At 38.4% G+C, this 23,757-nt stretch carries 21 protein-coding genes and 2 pseudogenes; 19 read left to right on the top strand and 4 right to left on the bottom strand.

From position 1 onward, the window contains the following. Positions 1–130 precede the first annotated feature (130 nt). The 16 genes from JNUCC23_RS20140 (at position 131) to JNUCC23_RS20065 (ending at position 17,123) form a co-directional block, all read left to right on the top strand. Positions 131–1,099 (top strand): ABC transporter permease, encoded by a 969-nt coding sequence (locus tag JNUCC23_RS20140; RefSeq protein ID WP_454213220.1) that lies wholly within the window; start codon positions 131–133, stop codon positions 1,097–1,099. Next, positions 1,096–1,929, top strand: a complete 834-nt coding sequence (locus tag JNUCC23_RS20135) for an ABC transporter permease (protein WP_454213218.1) — start codon at positions 1,096–1,098, stop codon at positions 1,927–1,929. Before JNUCC23_RS20140 ends, JNUCC23_RS20135 begins: the two co-directional genes overlap by 4 nt. Further along, complete coding sequence (nikE, locus tag JNUCC23_RS20130; RefSeq protein ID WP_454213216.1) at positions 1,926–3,548, top strand: nickel ABC transporter ATP-binding protein NikE; 1,623 nt, start codon at positions 1,926–1,928, stop codon at positions 3,546–3,548. The genes JNUCC23_RS20135 and nikE overlap by 4 nt, the downstream gene beginning before the upstream one ends. Next, positions 3,529–5,130 (top strand): ABC transporter substrate-binding protein, encoded by a 1,602-nt coding sequence (locus tag JNUCC23_RS20125; protein WP_403075569.1) that lies wholly within the window; start codon positions 3,529–3,531, stop codon positions 5,128–5,130. Before nikE ends, JNUCC23_RS20125 begins: the two co-directional genes overlap by 20 nt. 262 nt (positions 5,131–5,392) lie before the next feature. Beyond that, entirely contained in the window at positions 5,393–5,812 is a 420-nt protein-coding gene (gene nikR / locus JNUCC23_RS20120) for a nickel-responsive transcriptional regulator NikR (RefSeq protein ID WP_049683860.1), read from the top strand. Positions 5,813–5,943: 131 nt separating this feature from the next. Beyond that, positions 5,944–6,963 (top strand): HoxN/HupN/NixA family nickel/cobalt transporter, encoded by a 1,020-nt coding sequence (locus JNUCC23_RS20115; protein ID WP_403075565.1) that lies wholly within the window; start codon positions 5,944–5,946, stop codon positions 6,961–6,963. A gap of 389 nt (positions 6,964–7,352) precedes the next feature. Beyond that, the gene (locus JNUCC23_RS20110) at positions 7,353–7,925 is read left to right on the top strand and encodes a DeoR family transcriptional regulator (protein ID WP_454213213.1); all 573 of its coding nucleotides are present in this window, start codon (positions 7,353–7,355) and stop codon (positions 7,923–7,925) included. 1 nt (position 7,926) lies between these two features. After that, positions 7,927–9,510 carry a copper resistance CopC/CopD family protein gene (locus JNUCC23_RS20105; RefSeq protein ID WP_454213212.1) on the top strand — a complete coding sequence of 528 codons (1,584 nt, stop codon included), beginning with the start codon at positions 7,927–7,929 and terminating at the stop codon, positions 9,508–9,510. A 30-nt stretch (positions 9,511–9,540) separates the two neighbouring features. Then, positions 9,541–10,197, top strand: coding sequence for a YcnI family copper-binding membrane protein (locus tag JNUCC23_RS20100; RefSeq protein ID WP_454213210.1), 657 nt, complete (start codon positions 9,541–9,543; stop codon positions 10,195–10,197). A gap of 287 nt (positions 10,198–10,484) precedes the next feature. Continuing rightward, the gene (locus JNUCC23_RS20095) at positions 10,485–11,099 is read left to right on the top strand and encodes a PH domain-containing protein (RefSeq protein ID WP_403075557.1); all 615 of its coding nucleotides are present in this window, start codon (positions 10,485–10,487) and stop codon (positions 11,097–11,099) included. A 491-nt stretch (positions 11,100–11,590) separates the two neighbouring features. Further along, positions 11,591–12,631 (top strand): fatty acid desaturase, encoded by a 1,041-nt coding sequence (locus tag JNUCC23_RS20090; RefSeq protein ID WP_403075555.1) that lies wholly within the window; start codon positions 11,591–11,593, stop codon positions 12,629–12,631. Between the two features lie 253 nt (positions 12,632–12,884). Beyond that, a complete protein-coding gene (locus tag JNUCC23_RS20085; protein ID WP_403075552.1) occupies positions 12,885–14,018 on the top strand; it encodes a sensor histidine kinase in 1,134 nt (377 codons plus the stop codon). After that, positions 14,015–14,614, top strand: a complete 600-nt coding sequence (locus JNUCC23_RS20080; protein ID WP_403075549.1) for a response regulator — start codon at positions 14,015–14,017, stop codon at positions 14,612–14,614. The genes JNUCC23_RS20085 and JNUCC23_RS20080 overlap by 4 nt, the downstream gene beginning before the upstream one ends. Before the next feature lie 258 nt (positions 14,615–14,872). Continuing rightward, entirely contained in the window at positions 14,873–15,166 is a 294-nt protein-coding gene (locus JNUCC23_RS20075; protein WP_454213207.1) for an antibiotic biosynthesis monooxygenase family protein, read from the top strand. Positions 15,167–15,320: 154 nt separating this feature from the next. Beyond that, positions 15,321–15,842 carry a peptide-methionine (S)-S-oxide reductase MsrA gene (gene msrA, locus JNUCC23_RS20070; protein WP_062185795.1) on the top strand — a complete coding sequence of 174 codons (522 nt, stop codon included), beginning with the start codon at positions 15,321–15,323 and terminating at the stop codon, positions 15,840–15,842. A gap of 327 nt (positions 15,843–16,169) precedes the next feature. Further along, positions 16,170–17,123, top strand: a complete 954-nt coding sequence (locus tag JNUCC23_RS20065) for an LCP family protein (RefSeq protein WP_403075542.1) — start codon at positions 16,170–16,172, stop codon at positions 17,121–17,123. Positions 17,124–17,304: 181 nt separating this feature from the next. Here JNUCC23_RS20065 and shc read toward each other — a convergent pair whose 3' ends face one another. The 4 genes and pseudogenes from shc to JNUCC23_RS20045 form a co-directional block, all read right to left on the bottom strand. Next, positions 17,305–19,188 carry a squalene--hopene cyclase gene (shc, locus tag JNUCC23_RS20060; RefSeq protein ID WP_454213205.1) on the bottom strand — a complete coding sequence of 628 codons (1,884 nt, stop codon included), beginning with the start codon at positions 19,186–19,188 and terminating at the stop codon, positions 17,305–17,307. 334 nt (positions 19,189–19,522) lie between these two features. Next, a complete protein-coding gene (locus JNUCC23_RS20055; protein WP_403075536.1) occupies positions 19,523–19,801 on the bottom strand; it encodes a DUF1450 domain-containing protein in 279 nt (92 codons plus the stop codon). 180 nt (positions 19,802–19,981) lie between these two features. Continuing rightward, positions 19,982–20,440 (bottom strand): annotated as a pseudogene (locus JNUCC23_RS20050) (iron chelate uptake ABC transporter family permease subunit); the annotation flags it as partial. A 115-nt stretch (positions 20,441–20,555) separates the two neighbouring features. Beyond that, positions 20,556–20,675, bottom strand: a pseudogene (locus tag JNUCC23_RS20045) (ABC transporter permease); the annotation flags it as partial. Between the two features lie 302 nt (positions 20,676–20,977). Here JNUCC23_RS20045 and JNUCC23_RS20040 point away from each other — a divergent pair. The 3 genes from JNUCC23_RS20040 to JNUCC23_RS20030 are packed head-to-tail and all read left to right on the top strand — an operon-like array spanning position 20,978 to position 23,641. Then, positions 20,978–21,934, top strand: a complete 957-nt coding sequence (locus tag JNUCC23_RS20040; protein ID WP_062185803.1) for an ABC transporter permease — start codon at positions 20,978–20,980, stop codon at positions 21,932–21,934. Then, the gene (locus JNUCC23_RS20035; RefSeq protein WP_403075533.1) at positions 21,921–22,877 is read left to right on the top strand and encodes an iron chelate uptake ABC transporter family permease subunit; all 957 of its coding nucleotides are present in this window, start codon (positions 21,921–21,923) and stop codon (positions 22,875–22,877) included. Before JNUCC23_RS20040 ends, JNUCC23_RS20035 begins: the two co-directional genes overlap by 14 nt. Next, positions 22,874–23,641, top strand: a complete 768-nt coding sequence (locus JNUCC23_RS20030) for an iron ABC transporter ATP-binding protein (RefSeq protein ID WP_403075530.1) — start codon at positions 22,874–22,876, stop codon at positions 23,639–23,641. Before JNUCC23_RS20035 ends, JNUCC23_RS20030 begins: the two co-directional genes overlap by 4 nt. The last annotated feature ends 116 nt before the right edge of the window (positions 23,642–23,757 follow it).

The raw sequence follows: 23,757 nt of genomic DNA, 5'->3' as shown, positions 1-23,757 counted from the left end.
GCCACTCAGGTACATTCGTGTTACGTAATGTTAAAAATGTGTCACTTTTATAAAAATTGGTAATCAATTTCATGAATGCAAGACAAAGCAGTCCGCTCTTTGATTTGCATAAGGAAAAAAGGGAGGGCTTATGACTAGATATATTGTTTCAAGATTATTTGAGGCGCTGGTGGTGCTTCTTATTGGAAGTATTCTCTGTTTTGCGTTTATTCGAATGTTGCCGGGAAGTCCTGCAGCAGCCATGTATGGGGATCAGATTCAAAAAATGAGCCAGGCTGACCAGGTACGTATTGCTGAAAATCTCGGTTTGAATGAACCGTTATATACTCAGTATGCCAAGTGGTTTATCGGTGTGCTACAAGGAGAATGGGGGCGGTCATACACGACGGGTGAAGAAGTTAAAATTATGATTGCTCATGCGATTGAACCGACCATTATCCTCATATTGGCGTCTGCGGTTTTCACAGTAGTCCTGTCTCTTTTTTTTGGAGTCATAACCGGGCTCCGGCGCTACTCATTTTTAGATCATGCGACCACCGTTGCTTCTTTTATTTTCATGTCACTACCATCTTTTTGGTTTGCCTTAATGCTCATGTTATTTTTCTCCGTCTATTTAGGTGTGCTACCAACAGCTGGTTTAGGTCAAGAAGGAATAGGAGATTGGTTGAAGCATCTTATCATGCCAGCTTTTGTTCTGGGCATATCTCATATTGGGTATTATATTCGTATATTGCGCAACCACGTCGCTGTCACGCAGGAAAAAGAGTTTGTTTGGGCTCTCCGGGCACGTGGCATTTCTGAGAAAACGATTCTTTGGAAGCATATATTTCCAAATGCTTCACTACCTTATCTGTCTTTTATGGGGATGTCCCTTTCGCTTACAATCGCTGGATCTGTTGTGGTAGAGACACTGTTTTCATGGCCAGGACTTGGGAGTCTTTCATTAAAATCAGCGCTTGCCCATGACTATCCCGTTTTGATGGCTGTCATTTTGCTGAGTATGAGTATCGTTATTCTTGGTAGCTTTGTGGTTGATCTCATTTGTGCATGGATTGATCCGAGAATGAGGCAACATCTGTTGAAGGGGGAAGGCAGATGAGAGGAAAAAGAAAGTGGTTTGTAAATGTTCTACTTTGTTATTTATTAATCTTGCTTTTGGTGACCTTTTTGGCACCAGTCTTAACACCATATGATCCTCTTTCAATTGGGTTAGCGAAAACTTTGCAACCACCAAGTGCTGCTCATTTATTTGGAACGGATGAACTGGGCCGTGATGTATTGACACGATTGCTGTACGGGGGGCGTATATCACTTACTGTCGGAGCGGCGGCTATGATGATGGCAATTGTGATTGGCGCAGGCTTTGGGATTATTAGTGGATTTTTGGGCGGAGTGGTTGATCGCATTATGATGAGAATACTTGATGCACTCCTAAGTATTCCGAGCATCTTGCTTATGATTGGAATTCAAGTATTGATCCCAGCCAGCTTACTTTCAGTTGTGGTTATTATCGGCATGACAAGTTGGATGCCGATTGCCCGTTTAATCCGGACAGAGATTTTAGCTTTGAAAGGAGAGACTTTCATTCAAGCTTCGGTTGTGGTTGGCGCTTCATCCTCTCAATTGTTAACTCGGCATTTACTGCCACAATGCTTACCGACGATTATTGTGATGTCCATTAGTGGAGTGAGTCATGCCATTTTATCAGAGGCAACTCTGAGCTTTTTAGGGATTGGCATACCACCTCATGAACCGTCATGGGGAAATATGTTAATGGGGGCGCAAAGTTATTTATTATCAGGCGCATGGTGGATTGCTTTGTTTCCTGGCCTATTAATTACTTGTACGGTTCTGGCCGTTACCTATTTAGGTGATGTGTTGCAAGACCGCTTTGCTCTACCACAGTTAAAGAAAGGAGGGAGATCATGAAGGAACATGTATTAAGAGTTGAAAACCTTTCTGTATGTCTTCAATCAAATAAGGAACAGCAGCTTTTGGATAATGTTGCATTTGTTGTGCCAGCAGGTGAGATTGTCGCCATTATTGGTGAAAGTGGTTCTGGAAAAAGTATCACAGCAAAAGCGATGCTTAACTTATTGCCAAAAGGAATCGCCATCTCTTCCGGTAAGATAGAATTTTTGCATGAAAATGTGCTTACTATGAGTAAAAAGCAACAGCAGGTTTATCGCGGAACCCAAGTGGGATTTGTGTTTCAAGATACGTATGCTACTTTTGATGCCATGCGAACGATTGGGCAGCACTTTAGAGAGTTGTTTTCCACCCATACGAATCTTTCGAAGCAAGAAGTAAAAGAGCGAGCCATTCAATTATTGCAAGATATGCAGCTGCAAAATGCAGAGAATGTTTATGAATCGTATCCGTTTGAACTTTCCGGGGGAATGAGACAGCGTGTTCAGCTCGCACTTGCTTTAGCACTTGATCCAGTGTTGTTAATTGCGGATGAACCAACAACAGCATTAGACTTGCGTATTCAGGCGGATGTCCTTCATCTAATCAAGGATTGGAGCACCCGCACAGGGGGCAGCGTTCTTTTTATCACGCATGATCTTGGAGTGGTTGCAGAGATGGCAGACTATGTTGTCGTTATGCAAAATGGAACGGTTATTGAGACTGCAACAGTCATGAATTTATTTGATCATCCAGTTCATGAGCACACGAAGCAATTGTTGCACCACCACCGGGAGCTTACAAATATACGGGAACAGCTACAAATAGTCGAAAGTAGGCCGCTCCTTACAGTAGAACATGTAGGGAAAGCTTATTTCAAAAAGAAATGGTTCCGCAAACATTCTGTACAAGCGGTGAGCGATGTTAGCTTTCCTATTCACAAGGGGGAGATTGTTGGGTTAATTGGTGAGAGTGGGAGTGGAAAAAGTACCCTTTCCCGCTTATTACTGCAATTAGAGTCATACGAGAAGGGTAAAATCATCTGGCATGGATCCTCTCCCTTTCGAAAAGGAGTCCAATGGGTACACCAGGATCCACTGGCGTCATTTGATCCTCGCTGGGATGTCGAGAAGATTGTTGGGGAAGGACTGGATTATTGGAAAGAGGATGGTGAGAATAAAAAAGAAAAAATCAAGGAAGTGTTACAAAAAGTCGGGTTACATGAACATATCCTTTCAGTTCACCCTTATGAGCTGTCAGGAGGTATGAAGCAACGGGTTGCCATTGCAAGGGCACTTCTACTAAAGCCGGAACTTCTCATTTTAGACGAGCCGTTTGCCAGTCTGGATATGAGTTCTCAGGCAAGAATGCTTTCGCTATTGCAAGAAATAAATAAAAGGGAAAAAACAGCTATACTATTTATCTCACATGATATTCGCGCAGCAATGGCACTTTGCCACCGTATTCTTGTGATGGAAAAGGGGAGAATTGTTGAAGAGGCACATGCAAATGAGCTGGTCTCTTCAATCAATATCTATACAAAAAGTTTATTATCGTCGATGCTCACTTTGCATCCTAGTGATCGATTAAAAGAAAAAAGTACAATGGAGGAGAATGAATATGCCATTCAAAAAAACTAAAGCAGTCCTTATATCAACATTTGTATCAAGTATGCTGTTATTAGCAGGATGTGTCGGGGACAAATCGGCAGAAAAACCTACAGATAAATCTCATCAAGCAACCAAACAGCTCGTCTATGGAATAGAGGCGGAAATCGAACAAGTAAATCCAGTACTAAATGAAGAAGAACATAGTGAGCTTGATAGCTTGATATTCCGGGGCCTCACTAAACCGACAGAGAAAAATGAAATTGTCGCTGACTTGGCAACGGATTGGAAGATCTCTCCCGATCAGCTGACGTATACATTTACTCTTCGTGATGATGCAAAATGGCAAGATGGAAAGCCGGTCACAGCTGAAGACGTGAAGTTTACATTAGATAAGATAAGGGATCCTAAGACAAATTCGCCGATTTCTGGTGACTTCAATGAGATAAAGGAAGTTAACGTCCTTGAAGAAAATCAAGTGCAAATTACCTTAAGCAATCCGTTCCCGCCTTTGCTTGACAAGCTGAAGGTCGGTATTGTACCAAAACATATATTGCAAGATGAAGATATTAACACAACGGATTTTAACCAAAATCCAGTTGGGAACGGCCCTTTTAAATTGAAAGAGTGGGCAAATGATCATACGATTACGGTCGAGCGCAGCGAAACGTATTATGGCGTGAAACCAAAACTTGATGAAGTCGTCTTTAAACCAATACCGGACGCTAATACACGTGCCTTACAATTAAAGACTGGAGAAATAGATCTTGCTCTCATGGAACCTAATCAACTTGCAAGTGTAAAAGAAAACGATGATTTTACTGTAAAGACGATTTCAACAGCGGATTACAGGGCCGTCATGTATAATTTCCGAAATCCTTTATTCAAGGATGCAAGGATTCGCCAAGCAATGAATTTAGGGATTGACCGTGAGGCAATTGTAAGTGGTATGCTAGCTAATAAAGGAGAGCCAGCATACGGTCCACTACAGAAATCATGGGCTAATGCACCACAAAAAGACATGTACACCTATCAACCTGAAAAAGCAAATCAATTACTAGAAGAAGCAGGCTGGAAAAAAGGGAGCGACGGTGTCCGTGTTAAAGATGGCAAAAGACTGGAGTTTGATCTTGTTTCACCGATCAGTGATCCTGTTCGAGTTGCACTTGCTAATGTTGTAGCAGAGCAATTGAAGCCGCTCGGGGTTTCCGTTATTTTAAAACCATTAGACTGGTCGGCGATAAAACTGGATGAAGTAGATGCCTTTGTAATTGGTTGGGGCAGTCCATTTGATCCTGATGATCACACATACCGTATTTTCCACAGCAGCCAAATTGGTGATGGTCTTAATAATTTGACTGCTTACAAAAATTCAAAAGTTGATCAGCTATTAACAGATGCGCGGATCAATCCGGATAAAGAGAAGCGAATACAATTTTATGAGCAGTTCCAAAAGGAATTAGCAATAGATCCGGCCTTTAACTTTCTTGTTTATTTAGATGCGTTATATGGTGTAAATAAACAAGTGAGTGGCATTACCACCCGTACATTAGGACATCATGGTTCTGGAGTGCTATGGAATATTGAAGAATGGGATAAAGTGAAACTTCCATGATTAGGGGGGAGCTTTTATCCCCCAATCATAGGTAGTCCCGTTCTACTGTCGCTGAGATCGCAGCAAACGCTTCGATCAATCGACAGTATGAAATGAATCACAGACTAAGTAAGTGTGGGCCTCAACTAAACCGCTGAAGAGCAGCGTTAAGTTTCACTGTATATCACCAAACGGGCCTTTTTATCCTTCTTCGAATCTGCTAAGCGTGTTCAAGGGGGCTTACTACTCGTTAATCTGCGATAAACAATAGGGGGAAGATGCAATGGAAGATTCTACACTAAAAAGATTTGGCGTTTCCATGGAAGGTCATTTGCTCAGAAAGTTTGACCACTTAGTCCAACAGAAAGGATATGAAAACCGTTCTGAAGCCGTTCGGGACCTTGTTCGTGATGCCCTGATTCAACAGTCATGGGAAGAGGAAGAACAAATTGTGGCAGGAAGCATCCTTTTATTCTACAACCATCATCAAAGAAATCTTCTAGATGAACTAACAAAAGTCCAACATGATATGCATGATTTTATCCTGGCTACTACACACTTCCATTTAGATCATGCCAGCTGTCTTGAGCTCATTGTAGTAAAGGGGAAGGCGAAAGACATTCAGCAGCTCAGTAATAAATTGACCAGTCTAAAAGGCGTAGGTTATGGAAAGTTTACAGTGGCACCAGTAGAGCAAGTATAAGGGGTAATTGAAATTTTTTATCCAGGTTTAACAGGCTGTAATACCCTCACCTAAATGCATGTATAGCGAATCAAGAAAATAGGTGGGGGATTCCTGGCTAATCTAGCTGAGGGAAGGAAGTCGTTGACGAGATGAAAGCAAGAGACTGGAAAGAATTTATCTGGAATCGGTATATGTTATATGTTTTAGTGATCCATGTTGCCGGATTCATAGCATTATTTACAGCAGTACCAACTCATCCAACCTTTATTGGCTTGGGGATCGCTGCGTATGTTTTTGGTATTCGTCATGCATTTGATATTGATCATATTGCTGCAGTCGACAACACGATTCGTAAATTAGTTGCCCAAAAGCAAGATTCAAGAGGAGTCGGATTCTACTTCTCATTAGGCCATTCAACAGTCGTCTTTTTATTAGCTGTATTAACAGCTGTATCTGTAAAGTTTGTCGCAAAATACATGTCTAGCATGCAAGATATAGGTGGGATTATCGGGGTTACAGTATCAGGTGTTTTTCTAGTATTCATAGCTATCTTAAATTTAATGTTATTTATGCAACTATGGAAAATTTTCCGTCGATTGAAAGAAGAAAAAGTTTCTGAATCAGAACTAGAGAAAATGTTTGAGGCGAAAGGCTTTTTTACGCGTTATTTAAAGCCGTTATTTAAAGTGGTGACGAAAAGTTGGCATATTTATCCGATTGGGTTCTTATTTGGTCTAGGATTTGATACCGCTACAGAAATTTCATTATTGACGATGTCAGCGGGTGCGGCGAAAAGTAATTTACCTGTACTTGGTATTATCTCACTTCCATTATTATTTGCAGCTGGTATGAGTTTATTTGACACGTTAGATGGTATTTTAATGACGAAGAGTTATGCTTGGGCACATAATAAACCCGTTCGGAAAGTTTACTACAATTTAACAGTAACAGCGATTTCTGTTGTTGCAGCATTAGCAGTTGGGATTGTTGAACTAGCACAAATTACGACCGAAAAACTTCATTTATCCGGTGGTTTGTGGAATGATCTTGCGGCAATCGATTTTGGCAATTTAGGTTATTTTTTAGTTGCTGCGTTTTTAATTATTTGGGGTGTATCCGTATTTATCTGGAAATATTACAGAATTGAAGAACGCTATACACTTAAATAACTCATTAATGTAATTGGATGTCCCATTTTTCACTATTAGGTGGAAGTAGTCTAAATAGGAATAAAGAGACGATTTTCCCTAAGGTTTGGGTAAAATCGTCTTTATTTTATGTACTGATGTTGGCAGATGAAAAAAATGACTTGAGTCTGCCCAGTAGCGAGGGGATCAGATCCTTTTGGGATACCCTCATCTGATGTACCCAGCAATAGAGGCTGTTTAATAAGGGAAAGTCATACAATTGTCATAAAAATAGGGTTTTAATGATTGTTAGGTTCTTATCATAATTGTATACTAAAAATAGAAATGTTAGATTTCGTTTAAAGTTGTTATAGTTTGTTATAGTTTGTATATCAGAAGTAATTAAAGAAAGGGAAGGGGGAAGTGATAAATTGTTAGCGAGTGAGAGGCAGAAACAAATTAAAGAGTTAGTCGTACGCCGCAAAGCGCTTAAGATCTCCGAGTTAAGCGGAAGGTTTCAAGTTTCAGATATGACCATTCATAGAGATATAAAAGCGATGGTTGCATCTGGATTTGTTGTAAAAACATTCGGTGGGATAAGTTTAGCTAATCAAGACACAAACGTATCGAATCGAAATGAATGTGTGGTTTGTTATAAAACTATTAATAATAGACTCTCTTGTCGCTTAATTCTAACAGAGAATAGAGTGGAAACCGCGTGTTGTATGCATTGTGGCTTCATACGTAACCAAATGCTAGATAATGAGGTACTTGAGATATTGTGTGATGATTTTTTTACAAATACAACGATAAGTGCTAGGAATGCTTATTTTGTGTTGGAAACAACTCTTGATCTAGGTTGTTGCCAGCCTCAATTTCTTCCCTTTAATCAAAGTGAACATGCAAAAAGGTTTGCACGAGGATTTGGCGGAAACGTTGTAACATTTACAGAAGCGATGGAAAAAGAAGCTAAACAAAGGGAAAAGAGTAAAGGTTGCTGTTAGTATGAATAAGACTGTTCTAAGAAATATTTTAATAGTATGTGTGATATTTTTTATTTTTGCGGTTCCACAAGGAGTTTTTGCGCATGCATTGCTAGAAAAAGCGACTCCTGCCTCAGATAGTCACTTAAAGTCTTCTCCAAAAGAAATTGTTCTTATGTTTAATGAAAGACTTGAAAAAGAGCTTTATTCGATAAAAGTATTTAATGAAGATGGCGAACTAGTTAGCAAAAGTAAAACAGAGATTGGTAAGGATCAAAAATACATAAAGCAAGCTTTACCGACTCTTCCTAACGGCAACTACGCCATATCATATAGTGTACTATCAGCAGATGGTCATCCAGTAAAAGGGTCTTATGTCATTTCAATAGGTGAAGGAACGGTTCTAAAAAGCAACATGAACCAACTTGATGTAGAAAAAGCCGGTAACGAATCTTCACTGTATAGCATCTATAATTCTATAGTAAGGATTCTTTATTATATTATATTGCTCCTTGCTACTGGTTGGATTATATGGGGCACTTTGAAAAAAGTAGACATTCCAGAAATGAGGACAAGTTATCGACAGTGGGCTATCTATTTGCAAATTATGCTTTTGACTACAACCATTGGCATGGGGTTTATGCAATTTATAGATCTGTTAGATAGTTGGACTTTAAGTGATATTTGGTCCGTATTAACGGGTACGACAATAGGGATATCTTGGTTTCTATCCATGGTATTATCTCTTTCTGGTTTTGTACTTTTACTCCGATTTAACTGGTTGGATAGATTGTGGGTATTTATGATTCTTGCGGTAAAGAGTATAAACGGACATGCCATGGCCTTTGATCCACCGATTCGTACAATTTCAATAGATATCATCCATTTACTCGCAGCTGCGATATGGGCAGGGGGGCTATTTTATATCCTTGTCTTTTGGAACAAGCAACGAGAGCATGTTCGCCGATTTTTGCCGATGTTCTCTCAAGTAGCGTTAATAAGTATCCTTGTTCTATTCGTAACGGGAATTGCTTCAACCTTGATCTTTTTACCCAAAATTGATTATCTACTCTATACGCCATGGGGAATTATGCTATTAATCAAAGTTTCCTTAGTCTTATTGGTAATTGTAACGGGCGTTATTTTACGATATACAATGAAAAAGGCGAAGGAAGATGCGATCGGGAAATGGTTGAAAATCGATTTTAGTTTGATGATCATCATTTTAATCATAGTGGGGATTTTCACTCACTTAAGTCCTATGCCGCAAAACGAACCGCTAGTGTGGCATGAACGAGAAAAGAATATCGAATTCACAACAACGATTTCACCAAAGGTACCCGGTACGAATCATTTCATGGTTGAAGTAAACTCTCATGAAGAGGGTATAACGATTAAACGGGTTGAGCTATTTTTAAAATACCAAGATAATCCTGATGTCGCTCCGATTCAAGTACCTTTTTCCGAGATAAACCAATCAATGGATGTTCAATACATGGTAGATGGCCAATATCTACCTTTTGCTGGGAACTGGATTGTGGAGACGCGAATATTAGATTCAGAGGATAATGAGCATGTATTCAGTCAGGATTTTATTGTGTACTAAAAGCTAATATAAAAATTGGGGGAATTTATGATGAAAAAATTATTAACATTCACGGTAATGATGATTGCTGCATTTTCTTTATTTGCCGGTATGGCAAGTGCCCATGTTACGGTTCAGCCAAAGGAAACTTCACAAGGGCAATATGAAGTGTTTACAGTCCGAGTTCCGTCTGAAAACGAAGAGGTTCCAACAACTAAAATTGAAGTGAAATTCCCAGCTGAGGTAAATATCACTCGTTTTGAGCCAAAAGCAGGCTGGAAATATGAAGTTCAAAAAGATGCGTCTGACAAAATTACGAGTGTTACGTGGACAGCAGAAGGAGAAGGCTTAACACCAACTGACTTTGGACAGTTTAATATGCAAGGAAAAGTAGCCGATGATGCGACAGAAATCGTTTGGAAAGCATATCAAACGTACAAGGATGGCAGTGTAGTCGAATGGGTTGGGGCACCGGATGCTGATAAACCAGCTTCTGTGACAGTAGTAAACCCAGGTGATGGATCTGGTCATGATCACGGACATGGAGACGTATCAACGGATTCTACAACCAAAGACAATGGAGCTAAAGAACAGGTGTCTGAAGAAACAACTACATCAAGCTCGAGCAATGCACCATTATACCTTTCTATTGCGGCCTTAATTGTAGGATTATTATCACTAGGGTTGTCTTTTAGAAAAAGAAGTTAAATACACTGCGAGGCAAGAGAATAGACTCTCTTGCCTCCTTTTAATTGTCTATATTCATTTGAATGAACCTCGTCAAATTCAGGGAAGACTACTTAATTCAGGGGAAATAGATGAAGAAGAGCAGATTCCAAATATGAATTTTGAAATCTGCTCTTTGGGTTATAAGTGGCTCATGGCCTAGAACTGCGGTTCGTATAATTCTTTCAACTTCAACTGAAAAAATACACATCACTTCAATCTCCTGTTAAAATTAAACGGAATACTGATTAATGGGAGGAGTTCGTACGATGTTTAAAAAAATTGCTTCAGACGCATTAGGTTTATCAGATATCGGAACCATTATTTCACCTTCGGATTATGACAAAACAGATGCCGACGATTATATCATGCATGAAGATGATGAAAAGATCTATTTTTTAATTAAGACAAAAATGGATGAGTACTGCTTTACGAATTTGGCGATCGTTCATGTGGATGGAGAAAGTGCGATTTCCTCTAAAAGAACATTGAAACGATATCCGTATTCCCAATACATCATATCTGATGTGTTCCTTGAAACGGCAGGAAAAATTGATTTAGATGTTGAAATTAAATTTAAAGTAGGAAAAGAGCAATTTGATATTGATGTAAAAAAAGACCAAATTGAACAATTAAAAGATTTATATAAATCACTTTTACGTATATCTGAAATCACTCATGAAAATAAGATCTATATCGATCTGGCATCGCAAAGCTTAGATAAAGCAGTAAGTATTCTACAAAACTCACGAACGGATGACAATAAATTAGCAGATACATACAGAGACTTAACTGATTTTGGCTTTACGTGGTTAACTTCTGTTCGTGAGCAGTACCATACGAAAGACTTTGGTGAAGTATACGAAAAGTATATTAATAACTAAATATGAGACTGCAAAGTCATCGACCTCAGAAGCTGCTCTTCTGGGGTCATTTGTGTGCTCATTTATAGAGAATAGCGGATGTGAAATGTCAAAGTAGTTTATGATTATGAAGGAATTGCTAAAAAACAACAGTTGGAAATAGCAATGGACAATCAGATGAAATGAGTAGATCTATTAACAAAATCCCTAAATTGGATGGAAGAGCATCGGAACTCTTCCATTTTTAATGTAAAAAAAGAATAATTGAGAATACAACTGGGAAATCCTACTCTATATTAGAAGAATAGGTTAATTAAAAAAACAAAGTTTCAAGTTTTAGTGCCTAGCACAATTAGCTTCGTTTCCTATGAACTCGGCACTTGCGCATGGTGTACATGATATTTGTCATATAGACCACTTGACGTTTATGCCTATCATTACCTGGTGTTATATTCTACTATAAGTATATAAGAGGGCTGAATGTTAAGCCTAATCGGTATTAGGAGGACGTCATGAGTAAACAAAAGACTGCAGAACTAAGAAAAAATGTTGCTCCATTTGAGAAGTCAGATATGATGAGAAGCGTAAAACAGCTTTTTAATACATTCCCGCCGTTTTTTTTACTTTGGTTTGCGGCTTATCAAAGTCTAGCGGTATCTTATTGGTTAACACTTGTGTTTGCCATACTAGCTTCCGGGTTTGTAGTAAGAATCTTTATCATTTTCCATGATTGTACCCACGGCTCGTTTTTCAAAAATAAAAAGGCCAATACAATCCTCGGCACGATTAGCGGGATTATCACGATGTTTCCATACGAACAATGGAAAAGAAGTCATTCCATTCACCATGCTACAAGCGGTAACTTGGACAAGCGCGGAACAGGTGATGTTTGGGTCATGACAGTAGAAGAATATGTCGCTGCCACTCCATGGGGTCGCTTGCAGTACAGGCTCTATCGAAATCCAATTGTCATGTTTGGGCTAGGTCCGATTTATCTATTTCTCGTGTCTAATCGGTTTAATCGAAAAGATGCAAGACGCAAAGAGCGTTTGAATATGTACGTAACGAATGGTTCAATTGTAGCGATTTATGCACTTCTATGCTGGGCAATCGGCTGGCAGGCTTTTCTTCTCGTGCAAGCTCCGATTCTCTTTGTGTCAGGGTCCCTCGGAATTTGGTTGTTCTATGTACAGCATCAATTTGAGGATTCCTATTTTGAAAATGAATCAGAGTGGGATTATGTGAAGGCGGCAGTGGATGGAAGCTCTTATTATAAATTGCCGAAAATCTTGCAATGGGTAACAGGGAATATTGGATTCCATCATGTTCATCACCTATCTCCAAGAGTTCCGAACTATAACTTAGAAAAAGCTCATGAATCGACACCGCCATTGCAAAAGGCAACGACGATTACACTGGGGACAAGTTTAAAGTCTCTTCGTTTTAGACTTTTTGATCAAAAGAATAAAGCGTTCGTTAGCTTTAAAGAAATTAAGCATTTGCTTGATACGGCTAAAGTAAATCCAGACCAGCAAAGCTTGCAAGAAAAATAAGATTCACACAATATATCCATGAGCGCCTGCCCTAACCCAACGATGAAAAAGGTTCAGGTACTATAAAGTGAAACTTCAATCAGTGGGGGTTTTACTGCCCGTTAATGCGGGATAAACTGTGTCACTGTATAAAGGTGGCGGTGCGAAGCCCCGCCCCTTATCCACTCAAAAAACCATTCCGTAAGCCAAAGAATGGTTTTTTGTTAATTTAGTAGTATATACTAGAATGAACGATACATGTAGGAGGCATCTCATGCAGAAATGGTATCATATTTTTCCTAAAAATACGGGCCTTAGCCCATATGTTGGGATTATCTTTTGTATTCTTCCTTTTTACTTTATTTTTAAGTCCTCGTCATTATTTGTCATTTTCTTTGGAATTATTATGACTATCCTGTTTTTTACTTCCTATCGTTTTGCGTTTAAATTAAAGGGGTGGCCGGTATACGTCTTTGTCGCTATTCAAATCGTGATCAGCGTGGCGATGACCGCTCTATTTGGCTATATTTATTTTTCTTTATTTTTGGCCTATTTCATTGGGAATGTCCAAAATAAAGCTGGATTTATCAGCTTGTATATTGTTCATCTTGTTTCAACCATTGCCGCTGTTAGTTTAGGGTTTATTTTTCAAAAGGAGATATTCGTATCACAGCTTCCTTTTATCGTGATTAGCGTAATTGGCGTTATCCTGCTCCCAGTTAGCACCTATAATAGGAACAAGCGTGAAGAGCTGGAAGAGAAATTAGAAGATGCAAACAAGCGGATCTCTGAATTGGTGAAAATTGAAGAACGTCAGCGCATTGCCCGTGATCTGCACGATACGTTGGGACAGAAGCTTTCCCTTATTGGTTTGAAAAGCGATCTTGCCAGCAGGCTAATGGAGATTAATCCTAAGTCTGCCAAAAATGAAATTAACGATATTCGTCAGACTGCTCGAACGGCACTGAATGAAGTGAGGGAAATGGTTTCCGAAATGCGAGGTACAAAGCTTGAAGATGAGGTTCTGAGGATCAGGCAAATTTTAAAAGCAGCTCAAATGGACTTTAGTATGGAAGGGGATACGAATTTGCCCCATACCCCTTTGTTAGTAGAGAATGTGTTAAGCATGTGTTTGAAAGAAGCTGTAAATAATGTTGTCAAGCATAGCAAAGCGTCTTGGTGCAAATTGTCTATTGAGAAACTGCGTACAGAGCTGCTTATAAAAGTACAGGATGATGGGGTTGGCATTCAAAAAACTGAATTTTTTCATGGAAATGGCCTAAAAGGGATGAAGGAGCGATTGGAATTCGTGAATGGTAGCCTAGAAATCCAATCTTCTGAAGGCACGACACTTTACATTCGAGTACCGAACGGAATTAAGAAGGCAGAACAGGAGGGGATGGTATGATGCGAATCGTCATTGCAGAAGATCAGCGCATGTTACTTGGCGCACTAGGATCTCTACTTGATTTGGAAGAAGACATGGAAGTGGTCGGAAAAGCGAGCAATGGTGAAGAGGCACTTGCTCTTGTTCATCGTCTTTTGCCCGATATTTGCATCATGGATATTGAGATGCCGGCGAAAAGCGGGCTTGATGTAGCGGAAGAATTAAAGGGTCACTCTTGCAAAATCATTATTCTTACGACGTTTGCCCGCCCTGGTTATTTTGAACGTGCGCGAAAGGCAGGAGTTGGCGGATATTTATTGAAGGACAGCCCTAGTGAAGATTTAGCAAGTTCGATTCGAATAATTATGGATGGACGACGCATCTATGCACCAGAGCTCGTTGATATGGCCTTCGAAGAGGAAAATCCATTAACCGATCGGGAAAAGCAAGTGCTTGGTCTGATTGCTGATGGGAAGAATACGAAAGAAATTGCCAAGGAACTGTTTATTACAACAGGAACAGTACGTAACTATATTTCTGTCATTCTTGATAAATTAGATGTAAGTAACCGGATTGAGGCGATTTCGCGGTTTAAGGAAAAAGGTTGGTTTAAATAAGAAATGAAGAGCCTTTGGACTGTACTAGAAAAAAGCTGCTTTCACAAAACTAAAAAATGATCTTCTCTTTAATAAGATCTTAAAACGGCTTCCCATTAGGGCAGTCTTTTTGTTTTTCAGCTCTAAAACGTAATAGACCGAGATTCAAGCATAGGCTATACTTAGGGATGAATTATCTGATTTTTTTAACTTCATTAAATATACAGTTGTGCCTATGTGGGGGTATTGTTATAGTATCTTAAATAGGGAGCGATCGTCTTGATATTAGAAGCGGCTTTTTTACAAGTTAAACAAGGACTGGAAGATGAATACGAAGAAACTTTTCGTGAAGCTTCCAAGATTATTTCCTCGATGGATGGCTATGTTACTCACAGTTTGCAGCGTTGCCTGGAGGTAGAAGGGAAATATTTGTTGTTAGTGACTTGGGAATGTTTAGAGGATCATACTGTAGGCTTTAGGGAATCTGCAGAATATCAGGAGTGGAAGAAGCTTTTGCATCATTACTATGATCCTTTTCCTATCGTTGAGCATTTTGAAAAAGTCAGACTTTAATTAAAGGAAGTAAAAAATATCCCGATTCAACGGGCAGTAAAACTTCCACTGATTGAAGTTTCACTTTATCGATCATTAGATTTCTTTTTAATTAAGCGAATGAGTTATGATTATGATATATTGATTTACGCAAAATAGAAAGGGGACATCATTTATGCAAAAAGCAACATTTGCAGGCGGCTGTTTTTGGTGTATGGTGACACCGTTTGAAGAATTACCTGGTATTGGTGGAATTGTTTCTGGATACTCTGGTGGACATGTTACAAATCCGACATATGAGCAAGTAAAAACAGGCACGACTGGTCATTATGAAGTGGTTGAAATTACATACGATCCAGAGCTTTTCCCTTATGAGCGTTTGTTGGAACTGTTTTGGCAGCAAATTGATCCGACAGATCCAGACGGTCAGTTCCAAGATCGCGGCAATCAATATCGAGCGGCTATCTTTTATCATGACGAGAAACAATTGGAATTGGCTCAAAAGTCAAAAGAAGAAATGGCGATGAGCGGCAAATTCAAGAAGCCGATCGTAACGGAAATCCTACCAGCTCAAACGTTTTATGAAGCGGAAGATTATCATCAAGATTTCCATAAGAAGAATCCGAAGCATTATAAAGAAGATCGCAAACAATCTGGGCGTGATGAGTTTATTGATCAGCACTGGAATGACAAATAATAACTGAATCAAGGGTGTCTCATAAGGGTCTGACCTCGCACGCTAAAACAGTATGTAGTGTTTAAGACACTTATCTTACGCGTATTTAGTTGTTGCGAAGTCTGACCCTTTCTTTGGGACTTCCCGTTTCATTGACACTCACGGTCATTCTGGATAGATCAAAGAAAATAATTGTAATATTTATAGAGGGATCGTGTGATAATACCCCTAATAGATGAAAAGTAAAAAGTGTCACATTACTTACCTGTTTTCTCTAGGGTTACTAACTTGGTTTGACTACTGCAATGAGTTGTTAATAAGTGGATCAAACGAAAAGGGCGTACAAACATGACAAAACCAAACAAAGGGACAAGATCAAGCAAGTATCGAAGGAAGAAAAAGAAGAAAGTCTTTTTATCGATTTTTCTAATACTCGTTCTCATCGGTCTTTCTGGAGCAGGATATTTATATTTTGAATATAAGATGGCATTACAGAAGTCTGAAGCTGAAATTGACACGAACATAAAGTCAGATATTGAGTTCAAGGGTGTAGAAGATCAGTTGGGGCGGGTTAATATCCTCCTACTTGGAGTAGATACAAGGGGTAAAGAAAAGTCCCGAACAGATACAATTATGATTGCTCAATATAATCCAGAAACGAAAAAATCAAAGTTAGTATCTCTCATGCGGGATATCTATGTAGATATTCCTGGACATAAAAAAAATAAACTGAATGCAGCATATGCATTTGGAGAAACCGAATTATTAAGAAAGACGATCAAGGAAAACTTTGATGTCGATCTACAATATTACGCCATTATCGATTTCAAGGGATTTGCTAAAACAATTGATATCGCTTTCCCTAAAGGAGTTGAAATCGATGTGGAGCAGAAAATGTCAAAAGGAATAGATATGACACTAAAACCAGGCGTTCAACAATTAGATGGCGATCAATTGCTCGGATATGTCAGATGGCGCGGTGGTCCGGATAGTGACTTTGGTCGTGTCAAACGACAACAAAAGGTTATGCAAATATTGGCTGATAAAATGGCAAGCGTTCAAGGGGTATTCAAACTACCAAGAATGATTGGAACAATTCAGCCGTACATCCAAACGAATCTTAGTTACGCCAATCTATTAGGAATGGGCACTTCGTTTATATCAGATAGTAATCAAGATATTCAAAAGCTTATGATACCAATCGATGGTACGGCAAAAGACGCAAGGCATTCGGTAGGTTTGGTCCTGGAAATTGAGATGGAAAAGAATAAAGAAGCATTAAAGGCATTTTTAAATGAGTGATGTGTTAAAGGATGATGGATAAGAATAAGGAACCAAGTCATTATGGAATTGGGAGTTACTCTTATCTATCATCCTTCTTTGACTCGTGTAGAAAGAGGTTTGAGTATGATGATTGCGTGGTCCGGCCCTTTCGTTATGGGATCTCTATTTTGATGAATATTCCCGATTTTTACCTTTTTACTTACGAATGATCATATTTATTTTGATAATGACTGAGGGCAAGTAGCGGAAAAATAAACCGGTAGCTGTGATAATGCATATACACATAACCTGGCAAACCTTGGCCCGCTGGATAGTCGTTGGTCCAGTTCTGGCTTTGTCCTTCGCCAATAAGATAAGCGATACCTTTTTCAATGGCAGGTGTAGATGTAGGAGAAATGGATACTAGCGCATCAACAGCCCACGCAGTCTGAGTAAGGGTGCTTGCGCCTAGGGGCATATACTTCTTCCCAATATCGCTTGTGCAAGATTCTCCCCACCCACCATCTTCGTTTTGAATGCTCATCAGCCATTTTGCTGCCTTTTGAATGGCTGGATGATTACTCACAACGCTTGTAGCTCGAAGGCCTGTTAATGCTGCCCAAGTTCCGTAAATATAACAGATTCCCCACCTACCATACCAAGATCCGTTTTTTTCTTGAGCGTGAAACAGCCATTTTACTGCTTTTCTGATGGCGCTTGCGGTTTGTTTGCCATTGGTAAAATTACCGAGAAATTCAAGTGTTCGTCCAGTTAGATCAGGTGTGGAAGGGTCTGTAAGAAAAAATTCTGCTTGTTCGATTGGCAAGAATTGCAACCATTTTTTATCAACATTTTTTTCAAAGGCAGGAAATCCACCATCATCATTCTGTGTCGAAAGCACATAGGCCAACCCACGATTATAAGCAGTTTTTATATATGGCTGAGTGGAGGTGGCTGGATATATCGCCCTTAGTGCAGCCGTTGTGTCATCGATGTCTGGGTTCATCGTGTTACCGTCCGAAAAGCCCCATCCACCTGGTAGAGCATGAGGATTATGCAGACGCCAATCTCCGTATTTAACTTGCTGTCGGGTGGTCAAATAGTGATTTGCTTTATGAACAATTGGATTATCAGGTTCTAATCCAGCTTCCTGAAGGGCGTAATTAATGAGTGCCGTATTCCAAATTTCAGGCCTTGTGAATTGAATATGCAGCTGTCCATCAATGGAAGTAGCCATGGCTCTTAAGCCTTCAACGGCTTTTAGAATGATCGGATCCTTTTTTGAATAACCTTGTGAGAGTAAAGCAAAAATCATAAAAAATGTAGCACTAAAAAAGTTGTAAAGAGTCCCGTCTTGCTCAATTCGTTCAAGCATATACTTTTTAATACCCTCGACTGCCATTTTATGCAGTAGGGAAGGAAGCCCGATCAGGTTTTTGACACCATAGTAAATCGTTTGAACCAAGGAACGGCCCTCCTCGCATCTGAATTCTTCCCAGAGATCGTCTGAACGGGAGGGAAGCAATGCTTTCAAATTAGGCCCTGAGGCAATATTGATCTGAAATTTATGATCAGAGCATAAAAGGAGTGGGAGAAAGTTTGACCTCGCATATACGGATAAATCATACATGCTAATGGGAAAGGTGGGGGGAAGCAATACGGCTTCGACTGGAATCGGAAAGATAAGCGGCCATTTCAATTGACCGGTAAGTATCAACATAATTTTTGTAATCGAGCTTGCCTTGCTCAACCCTCCGTTAGTAACAATGAATTGTCGAGCCTTTTCCATATGCTCATCATTCTCATGATGCAGACCAGATAAAAGCAATGCATAATAGGCCTCTATTGTCAGTGAAACATTCCCGTCCTGTTCATCATGATATAACTTCCACGCGCCGTTTTTCTCCTGACGGCTTATAATTCTTGCTGCTAAAGCTTGAATGAGTTCATCGTCCCGTATGTCGAGTGCTTTTAATAAAATGATCATAAACGCATCAGGTGTAATGCCGATTTCAAATGGATAGTGCCAAGACCCATCTTCTTGCTGGTCAGTCTGTAGCCGAATGATCAGACGGTCGATTTCATTCTTTACATATTGATTCATTACACTCACTCCTTTAAAGACTGCATGAATACACTATTTAACGATATGACTAGTACGCACTTGTTATGAAAAAACTTATATTTATAATGAGTGAAAAGGAAAAGTGGTTAGGAAAAAAGCAATACTGGTTAGTAAAAGGGTCAAAGAGCTGAGTCGGGGGGAAAGAGGTTCAAAGCGACTAGCAAAATACCTAAATCGATATTCCTGAGAAGCTAACTTCATCTTTTCATCACAAAACAAAGAGCAAATGCGAGAAGAACCTAGGCATTTGCTCTTTGTTTTGTGATGAATCGATTATTTCAGTCTGAAAAACAGCTCTTGAAATTCTAGTTTTTTACTTGTTGGCATTCACTTTATCTTTCAGCTGAGCCAGTAAATCACCAGAATCAATCCCTGTAATCATGGCACCATTCAGCTTCGCGTAAGCAGACTTCTTACACAGCTTACATTCGCTTAAACATTCATACTCTTTATAGGAAACTTGTGGACTTTTTAAAAATTCTCCATACTCTTCTGCATATTCTTCCTCTAAAAAACGATCCAGGTTCGTTTGGCAGAATTCAAGTGTGACTTTTGGTTTTTTCGTAAATAATTTGCTGATAAATGCCAACATAAAATCTCTTCCTTTATATTAAGCTTTTTCCAGGGAACGTTTACTGTAGCTTGTATTATATCATCCTAAATCTTATCGTGATACTTTGATGATTTTCCTTCAACTACTAAAAAAGGCTAAAAATTAAAAATTCATACTGTTTTGGGGTAATATAATAAAGGGAATACCAGTTTAGCTAAATGAGACTAAAAAATAGAAGATGGATGCCGGGATAACATGTTTACGCTTATATGATTTAGTAAATTGAGATGCGACATTCGCCACCATTAATCCAAGAAATGTGGTAGGTCCGACAAGTGCAGTCGATACAAAAGTTAAAATAGCACCTACTATTAATATTCGCTTCATTACATAATCGTAATCGACACCTAAATTAATGGCCTGTGTACTTCCAAACAACATCACATCTAAATATTTTGCAAATCGTAGGAAATAAAGCGTTGCAATAAGCATTAAAATTGCTACTATTAAAAGTAAATCAGTTTTTATATTGTTAAAGCTTGCGAACATTTTGTTTTGAACAATTTGGTATTCGTTTGGATCTATTAATACTTGCGTGAAAGAAGACAAGCTTGAGAGAAGCGTCCCGAAAATCATTCCTATTAGTAGAAGGAAGTAGATATTTCGGCCTCCTTCTTTTCTAAACGGCATTATTCCTATTTTATTAAATAGGCCCTAACATTGCCATATAGGACTGTGAAGGTATTGGCTAAGTAACGTAGCAATTACTGCGAGCACCGTTAATTAAAACTTATTATTCATATGCCTTTCTCCTCATTAATAGATAAATAAATATCACGCTGTCAAATACCCTTACTACAAGGCCAATTAGAATTTCAACTGGATAAATAATCAGTCGGCCCACTATGTCGCAGAATTTTTAATAAGGCCGGATCATTGCCAAATTCATTGGCCCTTTCATTTAATAAACTCTTAAATTGGCTTTTTTATATCTTCAATTTCTAGGAAAATAAGGTTATCTAAACTTGGTTTTTCATTCCTTACTTAAAAAAATTCTCTGTCTGATTGGGTCCATGGCTATGTCGGAAATTCAAAATGAACTTATATAATTATTGATTTTTGGAAATTTTGTGCTTATAATTTATATGTACTCGAGATTGAGAATCATTTTCATTGTTTTACATACTTGAGAATAAATAGAATATGGGGATAAAAATGAGACTGTGGATGTTAATGATCGCTGCAATCATTCTCTCGTTTATCTCGCTATTTGTTGGTGCAATTGATATTAAGCCGAGCGACCTTCTAGATTGGGATTCTGATAAAACACAAATTTTCTTAATTAGTCGTGTGCCTCGTTTAATGGCGATTATTCTAGCGGGTGCGGGGATGAGTATTGCAGGATTAATAATGCAAAGTGTAAGCCGTAATAAATTTGTATCACCAACAACGGCGGGTACGCTAGATGCAGCTAAGCTTGGTATTATTATTTCAATGCTTTTCTTTACAAATGTAACGTATTTTCAGCAAATTATATTCAGTTTTGCATTCGCTTTAGTTGGAACGCTAATTTTCATGCAATTACTTGATCGCATTAAATTTAAAGATGTAATTTTCGTACCGCTAATCGGGATTATGTACGGGAATATTCTATCGGCGATTTCGACGTTTTTAGGTTATGAAGCTGAAATTTTACAAAACGTTCAAGCATTCTTCATGGGTAGTTTTACTTTAATCGTATCTGGACGTTATGAATTATTGTATGTAGCTGTCCCAGCCATCATATTAGCTTACATATATGCGAATAAGTTTACGGTAGCTGGAATGGGTGAAGATTTTGCAAAAAATTTAGGGCTAAGTTATAAAATGGTTTTAAATTTAGGTTTAGTTTTAGTAGCTATCATTTCGACTACTGTCGTACTAACTGTTGGTATTATCCCTTTCTTAGGGTTAATTGTGCCGAATATCGTGTCGATTTATATGGGGGACAATTTACGTAAAACGATTCCACATACAATCATGCTAGGAATGGTTTTCTTGCTGGCATGTGATATTCTTAGCCGCTTAGTTGTATACCCTTATGAAATTCCAGTAAACCTAACAGTCGCAGTTTTTGGTAGTGCGATCTTCTTAGTAATGTTATTTAGGGGGAAAGCATATGCGAAAAAATAGTACGAAAATAATTATATTAGCGGTAATTGCGATAATATTCATTTTGCTTTTTGCTTTTTATAATATTCGGGGCGGTTTTGATTATGCCTTCCCACGTCGTTTAGTACGAATTGGAGCAATGGTAATCACTGGGATAGCAATATCATACGCTACAATTATTTTCCAAACAATCACTCATAACCGAATTTTAACGCCTTCTATCATGGGGCTTGACTCGATGTATGAGGTCGTACAAACCGTTATTTTTTTTGCTTTAGGTTCGGCGTCTATTTTTGTTGTAGACCGTTATTTAAACTTTGGAATGGCAATTATTGCAATGATTCTTTTTGCGTTAATTCTATATCGATTCTTATTCCGAGCGGATAAATATCCGATCTTTCTATTATTACTAGCAGGAATGATTATCGGGACATTACTTGGAAGTTTAGTGAATTTCCTCCAAGTAGTGATAGATCCAGTTGAATATCTAAGTTTACAAAGCCGATTATTCGCAAGCTTTAATAACGTTAAGTCAGAGTTATTGTATCTTTCAATGGCGATATTAGGGGCAGCTTTCATCTATGGTAAAAGAATGTTAAGTGATTTAGATGTGATGTCTTTAGGTCGTGATGCGGCAATCAATCTAGGTATAAACTACGATAAAATGGTGTTAAAAGTATTAATTTTATCATCCATTTTGATTGCAACTTCAACTGCACTTGTTGGTCCTATTACATTTTTAGGATTAATCGTATCGAACGTGGCCTATCAATTTATTAATACATATCGACATTCAGTTTTAATTGTAGCATCTAGTTTAATAAGTATTATTGCATTAGTAGGCGGACAGTTTTTGGTATTACACGTATTCCATTTAAATACGACAATTAGTGTCATTATTAACTTTATCGGTGGTATTTACTTTATTTACTTATTGCTGAAAGAAAGTAGGGCTGCTGGATGATTGAAATCAAAGGTATAACAAAGTATTTTGGCAAAAATCCTGTAGTAGAAAATGTAACAGTGACAATCCAACCAAAAACGATTACGTCATTTATCGGGCCAAATGGTGCTGGTAAATCGACGTTATTGTCCATGGTAAGTCGCTTATTAGATTCTGATACAGGTGAAGTCCTTCTAGATAAAGGTAATGTTAAAAAGATGAAGTCTGATGAATTTGCAAAACGAGTGGCCATTTTAAGACAATCCAATCATTTAAATGTTCGCTTAACAGTTCGAGAGCTAGTGTCATTTGGGCGTTATCCGTATTCAAAGGGTCGACTAAATAGTGAAGATGAAAAATTTGTTGATCAAGCCTTAGAATATATGAATTTAACCGATATCCAAGATAAATATTTGGATGAATTATCTGGTGGTCAAAAACAACGTGCGTTTATCTCCATGGTTATTGCACAAGATACAGAATATATCTTATTAGATGAACCGTTAAATAACTTGGATATGAAACATTCTGTTCAAATTATGAAAATTTTACGTAAGCTGGTTGATGAATTAGGTAAGACCGTTGTGATTGTATTGCATGATATTAATTTTGCATCAGTATATTCAGATCGTATCGTTGCTCTTAAAGATGGACGTGTTGTGAAAGATGGTCTAACAAATGAAATTATAAATACTGCTGCATTGCGGGAAATATATGATATGGATATACCAGTCCAAGAACAGGACGGGTGTCGTATTTGTGTATTCTTTAATTCGCATTCGTAAACTTATGATTTAGAAAAGGGTGATTGGGCATGCTTTTCTAAATCATTTTTTTGAATAAAGTTGTATAAAATAAAATAAAAATGAGTTGACCTATCATTTTTACATGTTATAATGAT

Source organism: Peribacillus sp. JNUCC 23, from assembly GCF_053653995.1.
The sequence above is the reverse complement of the archived record's forward strand: the minus strand, read 5'-3'. Positions and strand labels throughout refer to the sequence as shown.

Bases quoted from the DNA above. Each gene is read 5' to 3' on its own strand.
- JNUCC23_RS20065 (WP_403075542.1), top strand. From the start codon at position 16,170: ATGACAAAACCAAACAAAGGGACAAGATCAAGCAAGTATCGAAGGAAG.
- JNUCC23_RS20040 (WP_062185803.1), top strand. From the start codon at position 20,978: ATGAGACTGTGGATGTTAATGATCGCTGCAATCATTCTCTCGTTTATC.
- JNUCC23_RS20115 (WP_403075565.1), top strand. From the start codon at position 5,944: ATGAAAGCAAGAGACTGGAAAGAATTTATCTGGAATCGGTATATGTTA.
- msrA (WP_062185795.1), top strand. From the start codon at position 15,321: ATGCAAAAAGCAACATTTGCAGGCGGCTGTTTTTGGTGTATGGTGACA.
- JNUCC23_RS20095 (WP_403075557.1), top strand. From the start codon at position 10,485: ATGTTTAAAAAAATTGCTTCAGACGCATTAGGTTTATCAGATATCGGA.
- JNUCC23_RS20100 (WP_454213210.1), top strand. From the start codon at position 9,541: ATGAAAAAATTATTAACATTCACGGTAATGATGATTGCTGCATTTTCT.
- JNUCC23_RS20090 (WP_403075555.1), top strand. From the start codon at position 11,591: ATGAGTAAACAAAAGACTGCAGAACTAAGAAAAAATGTTGCTCCATTT.
- JNUCC23_RS20055 (WP_403075536.1), bottom strand. From the start codon at position 19,801: ATGTTGGCATTTATCAGCAAATTATTTACGAAAAAACCAAAAGTCACA.
- JNUCC23_RS20030 (WP_403075530.1), top strand. From the start codon at position 22,874: ATGATTGAAATCAAAGGTATAACAAAGTATTTTGGCAAAAATCCTGTA.
- JNUCC23_RS20080 (WP_403075549.1), top strand. From the start codon at position 14,015: ATGATGCGAATCGTCATTGCAGAAGATCAGCGCATGTTACTTGGCGCA.
- JNUCC23_RS20140 (WP_454213220.1), top strand. From the start codon at position 131: ATGACTAGATATATTGTTTCAAGATTATTTGAGGCGCTGGTGGTGCTT.
- JNUCC23_RS20035 (WP_403075533.1), top strand. From the start codon at position 21,921: ATGCGAAAAAATAGTACGAAAATAATTATATTAGCGGTAATTGCGATA.
- JNUCC23_RS20135 (WP_454213218.1), top strand. From the start codon at position 1,096: ATGAGAGGAAAAAGAAAGTGGTTTGTAAATGTTCTACTTTGTTATTTA.
- nikR (WP_049683860.1), top strand. From the start codon at position 5,393: ATGGAAGATTCTACACTAAAAAGATTTGGCGTTTCCATGGAAGGTCAT.
- JNUCC23_RS20125 (WP_403075569.1), top strand. From the start codon at position 3,529: ATGCCATTCAAAAAAACTAAAGCAGTCCTTATATCAACATTTGTATCA.
- JNUCC23_RS20085 (WP_403075552.1), top strand. From the start codon at position 12,885: ATGCAGAAATGGTATCATATTTTTCCTAAAAATACGGGCCTTAGCCCA.
- nikE (WP_454213216.1), top strand. From the start codon at position 1,926: ATGAAGGAACATGTATTAAGAGTTGAAAACCTTTCTGTATGTCTTCAA.
- shc (WP_454213205.1), bottom strand. From the start codon at position 19,188: ATGAATCAATATGTAAAGAATGAAATCGACCGTCTGATCATTCGGCTA.
- JNUCC23_RS20105 (WP_454213212.1), top strand. From the start codon at position 7,927: ATGAATAAGACTGTTCTAAGAAATATTTTAATAGTATGTGTGATATTT.